Annotated in this window: 17 protein-coding genes; 4 read left to right on the top strand and 13 right to left on the bottom strand. The window is 70.3% G+C overall.

What is annotated here, in order from left to right:
• Positions 1–111: 111 nt before the first annotated feature.
• From AC0NH5_RS16285 to AC0NH5_RS16235, 11 genes are all read right to left on the bottom strand, one after another.
• Entirely contained in the window at positions 112–1,068 is a 957-nt protein-coding gene (locus AC0NH5_RS16285) for an aldo/keto reductase (RefSeq protein WP_474404362.1), read from the bottom strand.
• Between the two features lie 154 nt (positions 1,069–1,222).
• Complete coding sequence (locus AC0NH5_RS16280; protein WP_474404360.1) at positions 1,223–1,423, bottom strand: hypothetical protein; 201 nt, start codon at positions 1,421–1,423, stop codon at positions 1,223–1,225.
• A 54-nt stretch (positions 1,424–1,477) separates the two neighbouring features.
• Entirely contained in the window at positions 1,478–2,308 is an 831-nt protein-coding gene (locus AC0NH5_RS16275) for a class I SAM-dependent methyltransferase (RefSeq protein WP_474404358.1), read from the bottom strand.
• Positions 2,305–3,627 carry a GH1 family beta-glucosidase gene (locus AC0NH5_RS16270; RefSeq protein ID WP_474404356.1) on the bottom strand — a complete coding sequence of 441 codons (1,323 nt, stop codon included), beginning with the start codon at positions 3,625–3,627 and terminating at the stop codon, positions 2,305–2,307. The genes AC0NH5_RS16275 and AC0NH5_RS16270 overlap by 4 nt, the downstream gene beginning before the upstream one ends.
• Before the next feature lie 72 nt (positions 3,628–3,699).
• The gene (locus AC0NH5_RS16265; protein ID WP_474404354.1) at positions 3,700–4,707 is read right to left on the bottom strand and encodes an ABC transporter ATP-binding protein; all 1,008 of its coding nucleotides are present in this window, start codon (positions 4,705–4,707) and stop codon (positions 3,700–3,702) included.
• A complete protein-coding gene (locus AC0NH5_RS16260) occupies positions 4,704–5,786 on the bottom strand; it encodes an ABC transporter permease (RefSeq protein ID WP_474404352.1) in 1,083 nt (360 codons plus the stop codon). Before AC0NH5_RS16260 ends, AC0NH5_RS16265 begins: the two co-directional genes overlap by 4 nt.
• 3 nt (positions 5,787–5,789) lie before the next feature.
• Positions 5,790–6,770 carry an ABC transporter permease gene (locus AC0NH5_RS16255; protein WP_474404351.1) on the bottom strand — a complete coding sequence of 327 codons (981 nt, stop codon included), beginning with the start codon at positions 6,768–6,770 and terminating at the stop codon, positions 5,790–5,792.
• Positions 6,767–7,855: an ABC transporter ATP-binding protein gene (locus tag AC0NH5_RS16250; protein ID WP_474404349.1), complete on the bottom strand. Its 1,089-nt coding sequence runs from the start codon at positions 7,853–7,855 to the stop codon at positions 6,767–6,769. The genes AC0NH5_RS16255 and AC0NH5_RS16250 overlap by 4 nt, the downstream gene beginning before the upstream one ends.
• A gap of 63 nt (positions 7,856–7,918) precedes the next feature.
• The gene (locus AC0NH5_RS16245; protein WP_474404348.1) at positions 7,919–9,601 is read right to left on the bottom strand and encodes an ABC transporter substrate-binding protein; all 1,683 of its coding nucleotides are present in this window, start codon (positions 9,599–9,601) and stop codon (positions 7,919–7,921) included.
• A 136-nt stretch (positions 9,602–9,737) separates the two neighbouring features.
• Complete coding sequence (locus AC0NH5_RS16240) at positions 9,738–10,739, bottom strand: LacI family DNA-binding transcriptional regulator (RefSeq protein ID WP_474404346.1); 1,002 nt, start codon at positions 10,737–10,739, stop codon at positions 9,738–9,740.
• A 144-nt stretch (positions 10,740–10,883) separates the two neighbouring features.
• The gene (locus tag AC0NH5_RS16235) at positions 10,884–11,738 is read right to left on the bottom strand and encodes an NAD-dependent protein deacetylase (RefSeq protein WP_474404345.1); all 855 of its coding nucleotides are present in this window, start codon (positions 11,736–11,738) and stop codon (positions 10,884–10,886) included.
• Positions 11,739–11,842: 104 nt separating this feature from the next.
• Here AC0NH5_RS16235 and AC0NH5_RS16230 point away from each other — a divergent pair, with 104 nt between their 5' ends.
• From AC0NH5_RS16230 to AC0NH5_RS16220, 3 genes are all read left to right on the top strand, one after another.
• Complete coding sequence (locus AC0NH5_RS16230; protein WP_474404343.1) at positions 11,843–12,178, top strand: hypothetical protein; 336 nt, start codon at positions 11,843–11,845, stop codon at positions 12,176–12,178.
• A gap of 71 nt (positions 12,179–12,249) precedes the next feature.
• Positions 12,250–12,957, top strand: a complete 708-nt coding sequence (locus tag AC0NH5_RS16225; RefSeq protein ID WP_474404342.1) for a hypothetical protein — start codon at positions 12,250–12,252, stop codon at positions 12,955–12,957.
• A 106-nt stretch (positions 12,958–13,063) separates the two neighbouring features.
• Positions 13,064–14,107, top strand: coding sequence for an App1 family protein (locus AC0NH5_RS16220; RefSeq protein ID WP_474404340.1), 1,044 nt, complete (start codon positions 13,064–13,066; stop codon positions 14,105–14,107).
• A gap of 4 nt (positions 14,108–14,111) precedes the next feature.
• Here AC0NH5_RS16220 and AC0NH5_RS16215 read toward each other — a convergent pair whose 3' ends face one another.
• Entirely contained in the window at positions 14,112–14,273 is a 162-nt protein-coding gene (locus AC0NH5_RS16215; protein WP_474404339.1) for a hypothetical protein, read from the bottom strand.
• Between the two features lie 16 nt (positions 14,274–14,289).
• Between AC0NH5_RS16215 and AC0NH5_RS16210 the strand changes: the two genes are divergently transcribed.
• Positions 14,290–14,940, top strand: coding sequence for a hypothetical protein (locus tag AC0NH5_RS16210; RefSeq protein ID WP_474404337.1), 651 nt, complete (start codon positions 14,290–14,292; stop codon positions 14,938–14,940).
• 14 nt (positions 14,941–14,954) lie between these two features.
• Here AC0NH5_RS16210 and AC0NH5_RS16205 read toward each other — a convergent pair whose 3' ends face one another.
• Positions 14,955–16,466 carry a DEAD/DEAH box helicase gene (locus tag AC0NH5_RS16205; RefSeq protein ID WP_474404336.1) on the bottom strand — a complete coding sequence of 504 codons (1,512 nt, stop codon included), beginning with the start codon at positions 16,464–16,466 and terminating at the stop codon, positions 14,955–14,957.
• Positions 16,467–16,516: the final 50 nt, after the last annotated feature.

Genomic DNA, 16,516 nt, shown 5'->3' with positions numbered 1-16,516 from the left:
TGCGGATCGAGCCGCAAGTTCACACGCTGAGCTTGTCGTTCGGGGTGTGTGAAGTAGGAGCCGGGACAGGCGCGAACGGCGCTCGGAGCCAGGGCGTGGAAGCGCCGGGGGTCAGCGGAGGGCGTGGACGGCCCGGAGCTGCTCGGGCGTGAGCGGCCCGCGCGCCTCGGCGGCCAGGCATTCGGCGAGTTCGGCGCGGTTCTTGACGCCCAGGACGACGGTGGCGACGCCCGGAACGCTCAGCGCGTACCGGTGGGCGAGGGCCGCCGGCGTCTCGCCGAACTCGGCCGCCAGCTTGCGGTAGGGCTCGGCCCGCGCGAAGTCGACGGCCGCCGGGTGGCGCGGGTCGAGGTCACGGTCCAGCGCCGACGTCAGCGAACCGGCCGCCACCGCGCGGATGCCGATCACCGGCACGTCGTTCTCGGTCGCGGCCCGGAGGATGTCGCCGGTGGCCGGCGCCTCGTCGCCGTAGACCCAGAGGTCGCCGTTCATGTCGAGCGGGTTCACCACCACCTGCGCGGCGTCCGGCCGGGCCGCGCCGCGCAGCGCGTCCACCACCGTCGCCGGGTGCCCGATCGCGGTGATGCCCCAGGCCCGGACGGCTCCTTCGGTGCGCAGTTTCTCGAACTCCGCGGCCACCACCTCGTAGTCCGGCCAGTCGAGGTCGTCCGGCACGGCGTCCGACGGGGTGCGCGGCCGCAGCTGGGTGTGCAGCAGGAACAGGTCGAGGTGGTCGCGGCCCAGACGCGCCAGGCTGTCCCGCAGGCTGCGGCGGATGCGGCCGGCCCAGTCCGGGGTGCCGGGCAGCTTGGTGAGCTGCACCTTGCTGGTGATCATGACGTCCGGGGCGGGCCGGAGGCGCAGCGCCTCACCGGCGGCGCGCTCCGACTCGAAGTCGGAGCCGTAACTCGGCGCCAGGTCGAGCATGGTGACACCGGCGTCCAGCGCGGCGTGCACAGTGGCCACCGCTTCGGCGCGGTCCGTGCTGCCCCACACGCCGGCGATGCCGCCACCGCCGAGTGTCAGCGCGCTGATCCGGCCGAGGCGTCCGAAGTCTCGCAGTTCCATGATGTTCCCCCTTGGTCGGGCTCTACGGCATCGACCGTACGAGCTGGAGCGCGCTCCAGATCAAGCCCGAAAAGGGGTGTCCTGGCCGTGGTGGCGGGGTGGACGGTGGAGCTGTCGCCAGGACACCCTTCTTCATAGCGGCCGGCCCGGTGCCTTACTTGCTGGGCTCCGGAACGTCGCAGGTGATCTTCGGGTTGACGCCCATCCAGTTCAGCGGTCCGGCGACCGTGGTGACGATGACCGTCCCCGCCTCCGCACAGCTCGCGTCGCCGTCGTCCTTGAAGTAACCGCGCTCGAAGGCGGCGACCACGCCGAGGACCAGCCAGATGACCAAGATGACAGCACCGATTCGCATCGGGGACCTCCTACGCCGGGGAATGGCGGGCAGGTACCCCGTAGCGGCTGATCTTTAAACGGCGGCCGGTCTGCGCGCCTGGAGGGTGTACGTGTGCGGCAGGCGCTCAGGCCGGTCGATGAGCTGCCACTCCGAGCCGTCGATCCGGTGCATCAGGCCGTTGAGCGCCTCCCACGGGACGGACCGGTGCTCCTCGAGGGCGGTCAGGACCAGCCCGGCCTCCAGCACCGCGGTGACGATCTCGCCGAGCCCGTGGTTCCATTCGTGCGTGACGGTGTGCCGGAACTCGTGGTCGGTCTGCACGTACGTGCCGCCCTCGTCGTAGATCTGCGGTTCGGCCTGCTCGAAGTAGGGCTCGGAGAGCACGAGCAGATCGTCGGCGCGGTCCTGCTCGATCGACCAGAGGATCGGGTGGCCCTCGCGGATGAACAGCCGGCCGCCGGGCGCCAGCAGCGACGCGACCGTCCGCGCCCAGCGTTTGATGTCGGGCAGCCAGCCGAGCGCGCCGATCCCGGTGAAGACCAGGTCGAAGTCGCCCTCCAGGACGTCCCGCGCGGCGTAGACGTCGCTCTGCACGAACGGGATGTCCGCCCCGGCCCGGGCCGCGATGGCCCGGGCCTGCTCCAGCGACGCGCCGGAGAAGTCGAGGCCGGTCATCCGGGCGCCGAGCCGGGACAGCGAGACCGTGTCGGTGCCGATGTGACACTGCAGGTGCACCCCGCGCAGCCCGGCGATGTCGCCGAGCCGCGGCAGGTCGAACCGGACGTAATCGGAGAGGTACGCCGGGTCGGTGACGAAGTCCTCGACGTGATAACTCGGGGAGGCGGCGTGCACCGGGGCCCGCTCGTCCCAGTTGGCCCGGTTCAGGTCGAGGTACTCGGTCATGCGCGGGAGAGTATGTGATCCCGGAACCACAGCGCACTCTGTTTAGGCGTACGCATCTGGGTCTCGTAATCGACACGCACCAGGCCGAACCGTTTCGCGTAGCCCTCGGCCCACTCGAAGTTGTCCATCAGGGACCAGGCGAAGTATCCGCGCACGTCCGCGCCCTGCTCGCGGGCGGCGAACACCGCGTCGACGTGCGCCTTCAGGTACGCGGTGCGCTGCACGTCCGCCACGAATCCGGTCGGGTCCGGGTGGTCGTCGAAGACCGCGCCGTTCTCGGTGACCACGAGCGGGAACCCGTAGTCGTGGTGCAGCCGCACCAGCAGCTTGGTGAAGCGATCGGGGGTGATCGGCCAGCCCAGGTCGGTGACCGGCACGTCCGGTTTGATCTCTCGGACCACCGGCCGTCCGAGGGCGTCGGTGGTGTTGCCTTCCAGGTCGGTGCCGGCGAAGTCCTGTCCGAAGTAGAAGTTGACGCCGAGCAGGTCGATCGGTGTCGAGATGATCTTCATGTCGCCGTCGCGTACCGGCAGCGTGTGGCCGCGTGCCGCGAGATCCTCGACCACGTCCGCCGGATAGCGGCCGTGCCGCAGCGGGTCCAGGAAGATCCGTGCCACGTTGCCGTCGGCCCGCCAGGCGGCCGCCACGTCGATCGGGTCGTCCGAGGCCGGTGTCGCTGTGCCGATGTTGAGCGGGATGCTCACCACGTTGTCCGGCGAGCCCGCGCGCAGTTGCTGAGCGGCCAGCCCGTGCCCGAGCAGCAGGTGATGGGTGGCGGCCACGGCGGCGCCCTGGTCACGCCGGCCGGGCGCGAACACGCCGTGCTCGTACCCGAGGTAGGCCACGCACCACGGCTCGTTGACCGTGCCCCAGTTCCGCACCCGATCCTGCAGCCGGTCGATGACCATGGCGGAGAAGTCGGCGAACCGGTACGCGGTGTCGCGGTGCGGCCAGCCGCCGGCGTCCTCCAGCTCCTGCGGCATGTCCCAGTGGTAGAGGGTGAGCCACGGGTCGATCCCGGCGGCCAGCAGCTCGTCCACCAGCCGGTCGTAGAAGTCCAGGCCGGCCTGGTTCGCCGGGCCGCGCCCGTGCGGCTGCACCCGGGTCCAGGAGACCGAGAACCGGTACGCGTTCACGCCCAGGCTCTTGATCAGCTGCACGTCGTCCGGCATCCGGTGGTAGTGGTCGCAGGCCACGTCCCCGGTCTCGCCGACCACGGTGCGGCTGAAGGTGTCCCAGATGGACGGCGTCCGCCCGTCTTCCGCGGCCGCGCCCTCGATCTGGTACGCCGAGGTGGCCACGCCCCATGTGAATGACAACGAACTCTCCCGAAGACGTAGTGAGGGCCGGTCCCGACGGCAGGGGACCGGCCCTCGGCTTGAGAATCGGCGTCAGCCGACCGGTTGCCGGACCGGGTGCAGCCAGCAGGCGACCGATCGCGTGTCGCCGTCCGGGGTGTCCGGGCGGCCGAGCACCGGGATGTTGCCGGCACACGGCTCGAACGCCTTCGGGCACCGTGGGTGGAACGAGCATCCGGTCGGCATGCCCTTGAGGTCCGGCGGCGACCCGGGGATGCCGGTCAGCTCCCGCCGCGGCCCGCGCAGCGCCGGGAACGAGCCCAGCAGGCCGGCCGAGTACGGGTGCAGCGAGTCCTGGTAGATCGCCTTGGCCGGCGCCTCCTCGACGATCCGCCCGCCGTACATGATGGCGATCCGGTTGGAGAACTCGACCAGCAGCGACAGGTCGTGGGTGATGAAGATGACCGAGAAGCCCAGCCGCTCCCGCAGCTCGATGAGCTGGCCGAGGATCTGGCGCTGCATCACCACGTCGAGCGCCGTGGTCGGCTCGTCCATGATGACCACCTGCGGTTGCAGGATCAGCGCCATGCCGATCATCACGCGCTGCCGCATGCCGCCGGAGAGCTGGTGCGGGTACGCGTCCATCCGGTCCGCCGCGATGCCGACCAGCTTCAGCATCTCCCGGGCCCGGGCGATGCGCTCGGACTCGGACATCTTCGGCTCGTGCGCCCGCAGCACGTCGGTGAGCTGGGTGGAGATCTTGTGCACCGGGTTGAGCGAGTTCATCGCGCCCTGGAACACGATCGCGGTCTCGTTCCACCGGAACTTGCGCAGATCGTTGTCGGACAGGGCGAGGACGTCGTACGGGTCGCCCTGCTCGGGGTGGTAGATCACCTCGCCGCCGGTGATCACCCCGGGCGGGGCGAGCAGGCGGGTCATCCCGTACGCCAGGGTGGACTTGCCGGAGCCGCTCTCACCGGCCAGGCCCAGCACCTCGCCGCGGTGCAGGGTGAGGTTGACGTCGCGGACCGCGCGCACGCCCTGGTCACCCAGGCCGTACCCGACGTTGAGGTTGCGGATCTCGATGACCGGCTCGCTCATTTGGCCACCTCCTCTTTCACGACGGGCGTGGCGCCGCCGGTGTTGACCGGGATCGGCCGGGCGTGGGTGATCGGCTCGGCGGTGTTGTTCAGGACCGGGGTGAAGCCGATGCGCATCCGGACGGTACGCCCGCTGACCGTCTTCACCTTGGTCTTGCCGGCGCTGCGCAGCCGCGGGCTGACGAACTCGTCGATGCCGAAGTTGATCAGCGACAGCGCGGTGCCGAGGATCGCGATGGCCAGACCGGCCGGGATGAACCACCACCACGCGTTCTGCGCGAGTGCCTGCTGGCCCTGCGCCCAGAACAGGATGGTGCCCCAGTTCCAGGTGGTGGCCGAGGTGACGCCGATGAACGCCAGGGTGATCTCGGAGAGCACCGCGAAGATGACCGTGCCGACGAAACCGGAGGCGATCACCGCGGTCAGGTTCGGCAGCAGCTCGAAGACGATCACCCGCCAGGTGCGCTCGCCGCTGGCGCGGGACGCCTCGACGAAGTCGCGCCGGCGCAGCGACAGGGTCTGCGCGCGCAGCACCCGGGCGTTCCACGACCACGAGGTGAGGCCGATGACCAGGGCGATCAGCCAGTCCTCGGCGTTCTCCAGGGTGGACGTGATGATGATGATCAGCGGCAGCGCCGGGATGACCAGGAAGACGTTGGAGAGCGCGGAGAGACCCTCGTCGGTCTTGCCGCCGACATAGCCGGCGGTCACCCCGATCAGGACCGAGAGCACGGTCGCGATGATGCCGGCGAAGAAGCCGACGAAGATGACGCTGCGGGTGCCGACCAGCAACTGGCTGAAGACGTCCTGTCCGAGGTGGGTGGTGCCCATCCAGTGCTCGCCGGACGGCGGCTGGACCAGCTGGTTGCCGCGGGCGCCCGGGTCGTACGGCGCCACCCACGGCCCGATGATCGCGATCAGCAGGTAGATGCCGAGGATGACCAGGCCGACCATGGCCTTGTGGTTGGACACGAAGCGGAACCGCCGGCGCTTCGCCCTGGTCGGCTTGCCGGTCTCCGGCTGGGCCATCGACCCCTCGCCGGGGATGACCTGCTCGATGCTCGAGGTAGGGATCGTCATCGGTCAGCCGTCCTTCCGGGTGCGAGGGTCGAGCAGCAGGTAGACGATGTCCGCCAGCAGGTTCGCCACCAGCACCGAGATCGTGATGATCAGGAAGACGCCCTGCATCAGCGGGTAGTCCGAGGCGCCCAGCGCCTGGAACAGCTGGAACCCGACGCCCGGGTAGGAGAAGACGATCTCCACGAGCAGGGTGCCGCCGACGATGAAGCCGAGCGACAGCGCGAAGCCGGAGACGTTTGGCAGCAACGCGTTGCGCGCCGCGTAGCTCATCGCGACCCGGCGGTCGGTGAGGCCCTTGGCGTGCGCGACGGTGATGTAGTCCTCCGAGGCCACGGTCACCATCATGTTGCGCATGCTGAGGATCCAGCCGCTGACCGAGGAGATCAGGATGGTCAGCGCGGGCAGCAGGCTGTGCTGGATCGCGCTCGGGATGAAGTACTGGTCCCAGGCCGGCACCAGGCCGGTGTCGAAGCCGCCGGACGACGGGAAGAAGCTGTCCGGCCCGGTGAGCAGGTAGATCGCGATGATGCCGAGCCAGAAGTACGGCACCGAGGAGAGGAACGTGGTGACCGGTAGCAGGCCGTCGGTCCAGGAGCCGCGCCGCCAGCCGGCGAGCACGCCGAGGCCGGTGCCGAGGAAGAAGCTGATCACCGTGGTGATGCCGACCAGCAGCAGCGTCCAGGGGAGGCTGCTGGCGATGATCTCGGAGACCGGGGTCGGGAAGAAGGTGAACGACAGGCCCAGGTCGCCGGCGAACAGCTGCTTCCAGTAGCTGACGTACTCCTCCCAGATGTTCGCGTCCTTGTCCAGGCCGAACAGCACGTACAGGGCTTCGATCGCCTGGCTGCTCAGCTGGCCCTGGTACTTGGTGACCAGCGCCTGCACCGGGTCGCCGGGGATCATCCGGGGGATGAAGAAGTTCAGCGTGATCGCAGCCCAGGCGGTGAAGAGGTAGAAGGCGACGCGCTGCAGGAAGTACTTCACGCGGTCACCCCCGCGGCCGAGCCGGGCTTCTCCGCGGCGACGGTGGCCTCGTCGTACAGCCAGCACGCCGCCCAGTGCCCGGGCGCGTCACCGATCTCCAGCCGGACCGGCAGGTCGGTGGTGCACCGCGGCATCGCCATCGGGCAGCGCGGGTGGAAGCGGCACCCGCTGGGCGGGCGGATCAGGCTCGGCGGCTCGCCGTTGCCACGATCTTCTTCGTCGATGTCGGCCGCGTTGGCGAGACGGTCCGGGTCCGGCGCGGAATCGATCAGGAGCCGGGTGTACGGGTGGGCCGGCGACTGGGTGACCGTCTCGCTGTCGCCACCCTCCACCATCCGGCCGGCGTACATCACCATCGTCTGGTCGGCGAAGTACCGCGCCGACGCGATGTCGTGGGTGATGTAGAGGATCGCCAGGTTGAAGCGCTCCTTCAGGTCCCGCAGCAGGTTCAGGATGCCGAGCCGGATCGAGACGTCCAGCATGGACACCGGCTCGTCGGCGAGCAGCGCCTCCGGCTCGGCGCCGAGCGCCCGGGCGATCGCCACGCGCTGCCGCTGACCACCGGACAGCTCGTGCGGGAACTTGTCGAGGTACCGCTCCGGCGGCGTGAGCGAGACCCGATCGAGCAGCTTGTGCAGCGCCTGTTCGAGGTCCGCGTCGGTCTTGCCGGCATTGCCGTGGATCTTCAAGGCGCGCGTCAGGTGGTACCGGATCGTGTGCACCGGGTTCAGTGACGCGAACGGGTCCTGGAAGATCATCTGGACCCGGGCGCAGTACCGGCGGAACGCCGAGCCCGACTTGACCTTCGTCGACTCGCCGTGCAGCCGGATGTCACCGGCGGTCCGGGGATAGAGCTGAGCGAGCAGGCGGGCCACCGTGGACTTGCCCGAGCCGGACTCGCCGACGAGGGCGACCACCTGGCCGCGGCGGAGGGTGAGGTTCACATCGTCGACGGCGTGAACCGCGTCGTGCCGGTGGGAGAAGAGGTCGCGCATTCGTCGGCGAACGGGGAAGTGCTTCGTCAGGCCGATCGCCTCGAGCACCACCTCGTCGGCCGGCGCCTTGGCGTCCGGGATCGACGTCATGCCGGTGTCCTTTGAACAAGCGGGAGGCGGGCGCCCCGGTTGCCCGGGGCGCCCGCGAGACGATCAGGAGTTGGCGGGCTGCAGCTTCAGGACGACCATCAGAGAGGCGGCCTGCGTGGGCTGCGCGGGCGCGTACGAGTCCGCGTCCGAGGGCCAGCCGACCCAGTTCTTGGTGCTGTACGCGGCGCCGACGTTGTCGGAGCCGACCGGCAGCATCGGGGCCTGCTCCACGAAGATCTTCTGGATCGTGGCGAGCGCGGTCTTGCGGGCCGCGTCGTCGGTGGCGTTGGAGTACGCCTTCAGCGCCGCGGTGGCCTCCGGGCTCTTGAAGCGGCCGAAGTTGCCCTGCTGGGCGGCGGTGCCGATCGGCTTCATCAGGTCGCCGTCCATGACGGTCTGGTAGATGTCGAACGGCGTCGAACCACCGTTGGTCCACCGCATGGTGGCCTCGAAGTCGCCCTTCTGCACGTTGGCGTCCCAGACGTTCTGGTTCGGCTTCTCCACCGTGGCGGCGATGCCGATCTCGGCCAGGTTGCTCTTGATGATCTCGAGCGAGGTCTGGTAGTCGGACCACGGCGCGGGGTCGGTGAGCTTGATGGTCACCGGCTTGCCGCTCTTGTCCTTCAGCGTGGTGCCCTCCAGCTTGTAGCCGGACTGGGCGAGCAGCGCCTTGGCGCCCTCGACGTCGACCGAGAACGTCTTGCCCTTGTACTCGTCGGCGATGTAGGCGTCACCCGCGCCCTCGGGCAGACCGGTGACGCTCTTGATCTCCGGGTGGAAGTAGCTGGCCTCGGCCTGGACGAAGATGTCGTTCCGGTTGATGACCATGTTCATCGCGCGGCGCAGCGCCGGGTCGTCGAACGGCTTCTTGGTGGTGTTGATGTAGAGGCCGTGGATGCCCAGCACGCCCGGCGCCCAGACCTTGTAGTGCTCCGGGTCCTTGGCGACGAAGGTCTGCTCGTAGTTCGGGATGAACACGAAGCTCCACTCGGACTGACCGTTGGCCAGGGCGGTGGCCTGCGCGTTGTTGTCCGCGAAGGAGGTGTAGCGCAGTTCCTTCACCTTGGGCTGGGTGCCCCAGTAGCCCTCGCGGGCGGTCAGGATGGTGGCCTGCTGGCTGAACGACTTCAGCGTGTACGGGCCACTGCCCACCGGCTCCTTCAGCGTGTCGGTGGCCGGGTCCGAGATCTTCTCCCAGATGTGCTTCGGCACGATCGGGGTCTGGCCGATCACCTTGTGGTGCGTGGTGAACTGCGAGGTCTTGAAGGTCATCTTGACCTTGTTGCCCTCGGCGGTGATCTGGTCGTACGGAATGGCGAAGAGGTTCAGCGCCTCGTTGCCCTTGATCAGGGTGTGGGTGTAGACCACGTCCTCGGCGGTCAGCGGCTTGCCGTCGGACCAGGTCGCGCCGTCCCGGATGACCAGGTCGACGGTCTTGTAGTCGGAGGACCACTTGATCTCGGTGGCCAGCCACGGCGTCAGCGGGTCGGCCGGCTTGGTGTTGTTCCACTGGCCGAGCGGCTCGAAGATCATCCATCGGTAGCCGAGCGAGGCGGCGGCCGAGGTCTGGACGAACGGGTTGTTGCTCTCGGTGACCGTGCCGTTCGGCATACCGATCGAGAGGAACTCGGCCTGCTTCGCGTTGGCGTTGTTCGCGTTCTCGTTCGGCGAGTCACCGCACGCCGCGAGCCCACCGGTGGCGAGCACGCCCGCCAGCGCGGCCGCGAACAGTTTCCTTCTCTGCATCGCTAATACTCCTCGGGATCTTTCGCGTGGTGAGAGGGGTGAGGGGTGCCCGAAGGGCGTGCGGTACCGAGCGATCGGCCCACGGCCGGTCACGAGATATCGCGGGTGGTCCGGCCGCGCGGGCCGGGGAATGCAGTTATGAGCCGGTCGAGGAGCGAACCGTGAAGGTCGCCGGGATGACCGTCGGGCGATTCGGCAGGGGGGTGCCCTCGAAGTGGGCGAGCAGCGTGCGGGCCGCCGCCTCACCCATCTCGCGCATGGGCTGGTGGACCGTGGTCAACGGCGGCGTGGTGTGTGCCGCCATCGGTATGTCGTCGAAGCCGACCACCGCGACGTCCTCCGGGATCCGGCGGCCGGAGTCCTGGATCGCCTGCATGGCGCCGGTGGCGGAGATGTCGTTGTGGCAGAAGACGGCGTCGAAGTCGATGCCGGACTCGATCGCCCGCCGGATGTTGTCGACGCCGGCGGCGAAGGTGAAGTCGCCGAGCAGCACGTTCTCGTCCGGGACAGGGTGACCGGCGTCGGCGTAGACCGAGACGAAGCCGTCCGTGCGCTGCTGGGTGCAGCCGAAGCGGGACGGCCCGGTGATCACGAGCGGCTTGTGGCGCCCGATCTCCAGCAGGTGCCGGGCCGCCGAGGCGGCGCCGGTGTGGTTGGTGGTGCCGACGGTCGGGATCTGGCCGGACACCTGGTCGCGGTCGTCGATGAGCACCATCGGCAGCCCCCGGGAGTGCAGGGTGACGATGTAGTCCAGGGTGCCTTCCGGCTCGATGACCAGGAGCCCGTCGAAGGACTTCGCGGCGACCTGGGCGCTGAACTGGCGCATCGAGTCGTCGCCGCGGTTGCAGGTGAACAGGAGAAGGCCGTAGTGCTCGGCTTCGAGCACGTCGACCGCCCCCTGCAGCACCTCGCCCATCCAGGGCCAGGTGAGCGAGGGGACCAGCATGCCGATCACCCGGGTGCGACCGCGGGCCAGGTTGACGGCTCGGGCGCTCGGCACGTAACCGAGCTCGTCGATGACCGCCCGGACCCGGGCCGCGGTGGACTCGTCGAGCTCGCCCTTGCCGTTCAGCACCCGGGACACCGTCGTCTTGCTGACCTTGGCCCGGGCCGCCACATCGGCGATAGTGATCGGCACAGCTCCTCCGGGGATGTGACTTTGCGGTTGCGTCGGCGTTTCGGAACCGGTTTCGGGACCGGTTCCGGCAGTCAACCGCAGTGAGGGCGGTCACGTCAATGTGCCCATGAGCCTATTTAGATTTCGAGACGGTAACCATGACGGTTACCCTGCGATGAATCGGTACTTATCGGTATCAGCGACGAGGTTCGGCAGGACCACGCCGAGCGGCGCATCGATCATCAGGTCGGCGTACGGCTCACCACGGGTCACGCCGCGGTTGACGATCGCCACCCGGACGCCTTCCCGGACCGCGCGCAGCACGAACCGGCGGCCCGACATGACAGTCAGCGAGGAGCCCAGGACGACAAGCGTGCGCGCCGCCTCCACCAGGGCGAACGTGGTCGCCACCCGGTCCGCCGGCACGGTCTCGCCGAAGTACACGACGTCCGGTTTCAGTGTCCCGTCGCAGGACCGGCACGCGACCACTGTGAACCCGTCCAGCTCGGCGTCGTCCAGCTCCACGTCGCCGTCCGGGTTGATCGACGAGGCGACCGCGGCGAACTCCGGGTTGGCCGCGGTCAGCCGCGCCTCCAGCTCCGCCCGGGAACTCAGCTCGCCGCAGTCCAGGCAGATGATCCGGGCCAGGTTGCCGTGCAGCTCCACCACGTCCCGGGCGCCGGCCTGCTGGTGCAGACCGTCCACGTTCTGCGTGACCACCCCGTCCAGCAGGCCGAGCCGCTGCCAGCGGGCCACCGCCAGGTGCCCGGCGTTCGGCCGGGCGTCGCCGATGGTCCGCCAGCCGAGGTGGCTGCGCGCCCAGTACCGGCGGCGGGCGACCGCGTCCCGGGTGAAGGTTTGATAGGTCATCGGGGTGCTGCGCCGGGCCGAGCCGGACGGGCCGCGGTAGTCCGGGATCCCGGAGTCGGTCGAGAGACCCGCGCCGCTGAGGACCACCACGCCGCCCTCGGCCAGCCACTCGTCCAGCCGCGCGACCTGCTCCACCACCTGTAGTTCCATGCATCCATGGTCCCTCGTGCGGGTGACCGTCGTGGACACCGTTCGGGTGGGCGGGACCGCAACACCTCCTGCGCTCGCGCTCCGTCACTAGTAGGTTGATAACCGTGATCGCGGCGGCTCTGGAGACGCCCCGTCCCTGGGACGGGCGCCGCTTGCTGCGGTTCCTCACCGGCTTGGCGATGCTCGCGCTCGCCGCGACGTTGCAGCTGCCCACTGCGGTCGTGCCCGTCGCACCGGTGACGGTGACAACCGTCACCGCCACCTCGGCCGCGAGCGAGACCGTCGTGGCCCCGGAGAGCGCGGCCACGGAGCAGCTGGCACCGGCGGCCGCGGAGCAGATCACCGAGCAGCCGGCGGCCACCGCGAAGACGGCGGCCGAGCGTCTGCCTGCCGGCGAGTCCCCGCGCAGCACTCTCTCGCGCGCGCCCCCGGCCGTCTGACCCCGGCGGGCCGTCCCGGCCCGTACGGACCCGTCGATACCGGCCGTAGATCCGTTTCTTGGGGGTGTTCCATGGATTCCGCTCTGCAGAGTTTCCTCGACGCGGTGCCGCAGGCTGCCGCGATCTGGTTGATCATCTTGCTGGTCCTCGCCGTCGCGGTCGCCACTGCGAGGGTGCCGCGCCGGCTCACCCCGCCCGCACCGGAACCGGAGCCGGTGGCGGCCACGCTCGCCGCCGAGCTGGAGTCGGCCGCCCGGGAGGCCGCCGAGACCGCCACGCGCCGCCGCGCCGAGTGGCTGGTCGCGCAGGAGACCGTCGAGGCGGCCTGGACGGCGTACGAGGAGGCCGACCACGTGGCCCGGCGCACCTCCGCGGCGACCGCGTTCCCGCTGATGAGCCGCCGCCGCAAACTGGGGGACAACGTCGACCGGCAGCGCTACCTGCACCGCACCGCCACCGAGCTGTGCCGCACGCACGACCTGTCGATCGCCCAGCTCAACGACGTCTTCGCGCACCGCGGCTGGAACCCGCGGCTGCACCCGGTCCAGCAGGAGGCGGTGCTGCGCAACGCGGTCCGCGCCTATCGGCTGGAGGCGTACCGGCGCGCGGTCGAGAAGGAACAGGCGGCGTGGCGGAGCGCCGAGGCCGCCGCGGAGACGGTGCGCGACCTGCGCGCCGAGGCCGCCGCCGCCCGGCTCCGTGATCCGGCCGCCGAGCCCATCGACCGGCATTGGTGGACCGAGCAGTGGACGCCCGCCGAACTCCCGGCTGCCGCCTGATGTCCATCGCGGACCCGCGGACCGTTCACGTTCTCCTCTGACGACAGCCCGGTAACGTGGCCGGTCGGACGGCGGTACGGCGGGCACGCAAGCGGGTAAGGAGGCGATGGTGACGGTTACTCCAGCAGGTGGCGGTGCATCTGCGGCCCGGATACACCGGGCCGCTCTGATCGAGGACGCGGTGCACGAGTTCATCGAGCGCCGGCTCCGTGGACGCGGCTGGAAGCCCTACATCACCGCGTACACCGGGTACGGCGCCCCGGGCTGGGCACGCGTGATGGGCCGGGTGCTGCTGACCCGGCCGGGTCTGAACCGCAAGCAGCGGGAGAAGGTGCGCGGCTGGCGCAGCTTCACCACCACCCCGGCGAGCAGCGTCGTGGTGCGCATCGAGCTCGGCAGCACCGTCACCGAGGCGCGGACCGACCGTAGCGGCTATCTGGACTGCCGGGTCAAGGGCGACCTCGACCCGGGCTGGGGCAGTGCGAAGCTGTCCTGTGAGGGCAGCACGCCGGTGGACGCGCCGATCCGGGTGATCGACCCGGCGGTCAAGATCGGTGTCGTCTCCGACATCGACGACACCGTGATGGTCACCGCGCTGCCGCGTCCGCTGCTGGCCGCCTGGAACACCTTCGTCCTCGACGAGCACGCCCGGACCGCGGTCCCCGGCATGGCCGTCCTCTACGAGCGGCTGGTGAACGCCAACCCCGGCGCACCGGTCATCTATCTCTCCACCGGCGCGTGGAACGTGGCGCCGGCCCTGACCCGGTTCCTCAGCCGGCATCTGTACCCGGCCGGGCCGATCCTGCTCACCGACTGGGGTCCTACCCCGGACCGCTGGTTCCGCAGCGGCCAGGAGCACAAGCGCAAGTCGCTGCGCCGGCTCGCCGAGGAGTTCCCGGACATGAAGTGGCTGCTGATCGGCGACGACGGCCAGCACGACCAGGAGATCTACTCGGAGTTCGCGCGGACCCACCCGGACAACGTGGCAGCCGTGGCGATCCGCCGGCTGTCGCCGACCCAGGCGGTGCTGGCCGGCGCCATCCCCGGACCCTCGGAGACCGAGATCGTGCCGTCCGGCGGCAAGGTGTGGTTCTCCGCGCCGGACGGCGCCGGACTCTGGACACTGCTGCGGGACACCGACCTGGCGTGAGCGGTCACTCCCGCTTCTCGGTAGCCTCGGCGACACGCTCGTGCAGTCTGCTCCGGATCTCGTCCGGCGTGTACGCCCGGCGCCGGCGCTCCTGCCGGGCGATCACCGCACCCGTCGCCGCCACCCCTGCCAGCCCCGCCAGTCCCGCAATCTTCCACCAACGCATCAGCTGAGGATAGACAGTGGTTGCCGAACTCAACCTCGACGAGGCGCTCGACCTGACGCGTACAGGTGATATCTGGATCTTCCGGGGCCGCTCCGCCCCGGACCGTGCCATCCAGACACTCACCAACTCACCCGTCAACCACGTCGGGATGTCGTTGGTGATCGACGACATGCCGCCGCTGATGTGGCATGCCGAACTCGGCAGGTCGCTGCCCGACATGTGGTCGGGCAGCTTCCAGCGCGGCGTCCAGCTGCACGACCTGCGGGACGCGGTGACCGTGTGGGCCCGGCGGTACGGCCAGCGCGGCTGGCTGCGCCAGCTCGAGCCCGGCGTGACCAGGGCGATGGAGGACAAGGCACTCAAGACGGTGGCCCGCCTCGACGGCACGCCGTTCCCCTCCACGTCGCAGCTGGCCTTCCGCTGGCTGCGCGGGCGGGTGCCGCAGGTCCGCCTGCCGTGGCGACAGGGCGAGGTCAGCGACGCCACTCTGGAGAAGGCGTACTGCGCCGAGGTGGTCGCGGTGACCTACGAGGACATGGGCCTGCTGCCCGGCAACCGCAAGGCCAACTGGTACGACCCCGGCCGGTTCTGGAGCGGTGACGAGCTCGAGCTCTGCGACGGGTACGCCCTCGGTGACGAGATCTCCGTGAGCGTGCCCGAAGCCTGACCCCACTTGTGGACCTAGCGGCCGGAGCGGCGGCCACCCGAACGGGAGGAGAACGCCGCCGCGCCGCCGGCTGCCACGGGACGCTGCTGACCCGTACCCCCCGAGCGGTGTCCCGGACCGGAACCACGCACCTGGCCGGACCCGCGCGCCTGGCCCGTGGTGGCGCCCTGAGCGCTGTCCCGGCTTCGTCCGGCACCGGCGGCGCCGGTCGAACTCTTGCCGGCAGCCTGCGCCGGGGTGCCGGTGCCCGCCGACCTCGGCCGGCGGCGCCGCGGGGAACGTGCCCGCCCCGCCGCGGCCTCACCGGTGGCCCGGGCGGGCGACGCCGGACCGGCCGACGGGCCGGACGGCGACGGCGCCACGAACGTACGCTCGCCGGGCGCCAGCTCCGACAGCAGCGCGTCGCCGGGGCGGGCCCGCCGGGTGACCGGACGGATGCCGGCCTTGCGGGTGAGATCCCGCACGTCGGCCTGCTGGTCGTCGGTCATCAGCGTGATCACGGTGCCCCGGGCGCCGGCCCGCGCGGTCCGGCCGGACCGGTGCAGGTACGCCTTGTGCTCCACCGGCGGATCGGCGTGCACGACAAGCGTCACGTCGTCCACGTGGATGCCCCGCGCCGCGATGTCGGTCGCCACCAGCGTCGGCGCGGATCCGTCGGAGAAGGCGGAGAGGTTGCGGTTGCGCGCGTTCTGCGCCAGGTTGCCGTGCAGTTCCACGGCCGGCACACCGGCGGCCACCAACTGGCGGGTCAGCACCTTGGCGCGCCGCTTGGTCCGGGTGAACACCACGGACCGGCCCGGCGCCGCGAGCAGGTCGACGAGAACGCCGAACCGGTCGTCGTGCTGCACGTGCAGGACGTGGTGGTCCATCTCGATCGGCGCCTGCGAGGCGGAGTCGACGTGGTGCGTCACCGGCTTGCGCATGAAGCGCTGCACCAGCACGTCCACCCCGTTGTCCAGGGTGGCCGAGAACAGCATGCGCTGCCCGTTCGGCGGGGTCAGGCTCAGCAGCCGCCGAACCACCGGCAGGAAGCCCAGGTCGGCCATGTGGTCGGCCTCGTCCAGCACGGTGATCTCCACCGCGTCCAGCGCGGCGTGCCCGTTGCGGATGTGGTCGTCGAGCCGGCCCGGGCAGGCCACCAGCACGTCGACGCCCGCCTTCAGCGCCTTGATCTGCGGGGTGGCGCCGACGCCGCCGAAGACGACGAGCGTGCTCAGCCCGGCCGCGTCGGCGAGCGGGCGGAGGGCAGCCTCGATCTGGGTGGCCAGCTCCCGGGTGGGCGCGAGGATCAGCGCGCGGGGGCGGCCGGCCCTGGCCTTGGTCCGCGCCGCGGCGAGGCGGGCGACCAGCGGAATCACGAATGCGTACGTCTTGCCGGAGCCGGTGCGGCCCCGGCCCAGCACGTCCCGGCCCGCGAGGGTGTCGGGAAGCGTCGCCTCCTGGATCGGAAACGGGGAAGTGATGCCGAGCCGGGTGAGTGCCGTGGTGAGGACGGCGGGCACGCCGAGCTCGGTGAAGGTCGTCATGAAGGTGGGAACTCCCAAAAGTCGCGCCGCGGCCGGGAAAGGTGATCAGA

The organism is Actinoplanes sp. 13 (genome assembly GCF_056134165.1).
Note: the sequence above shows the minus strand (reverse complement) of the source record. Positions and strands in the feature narration are given on the sequence as shown.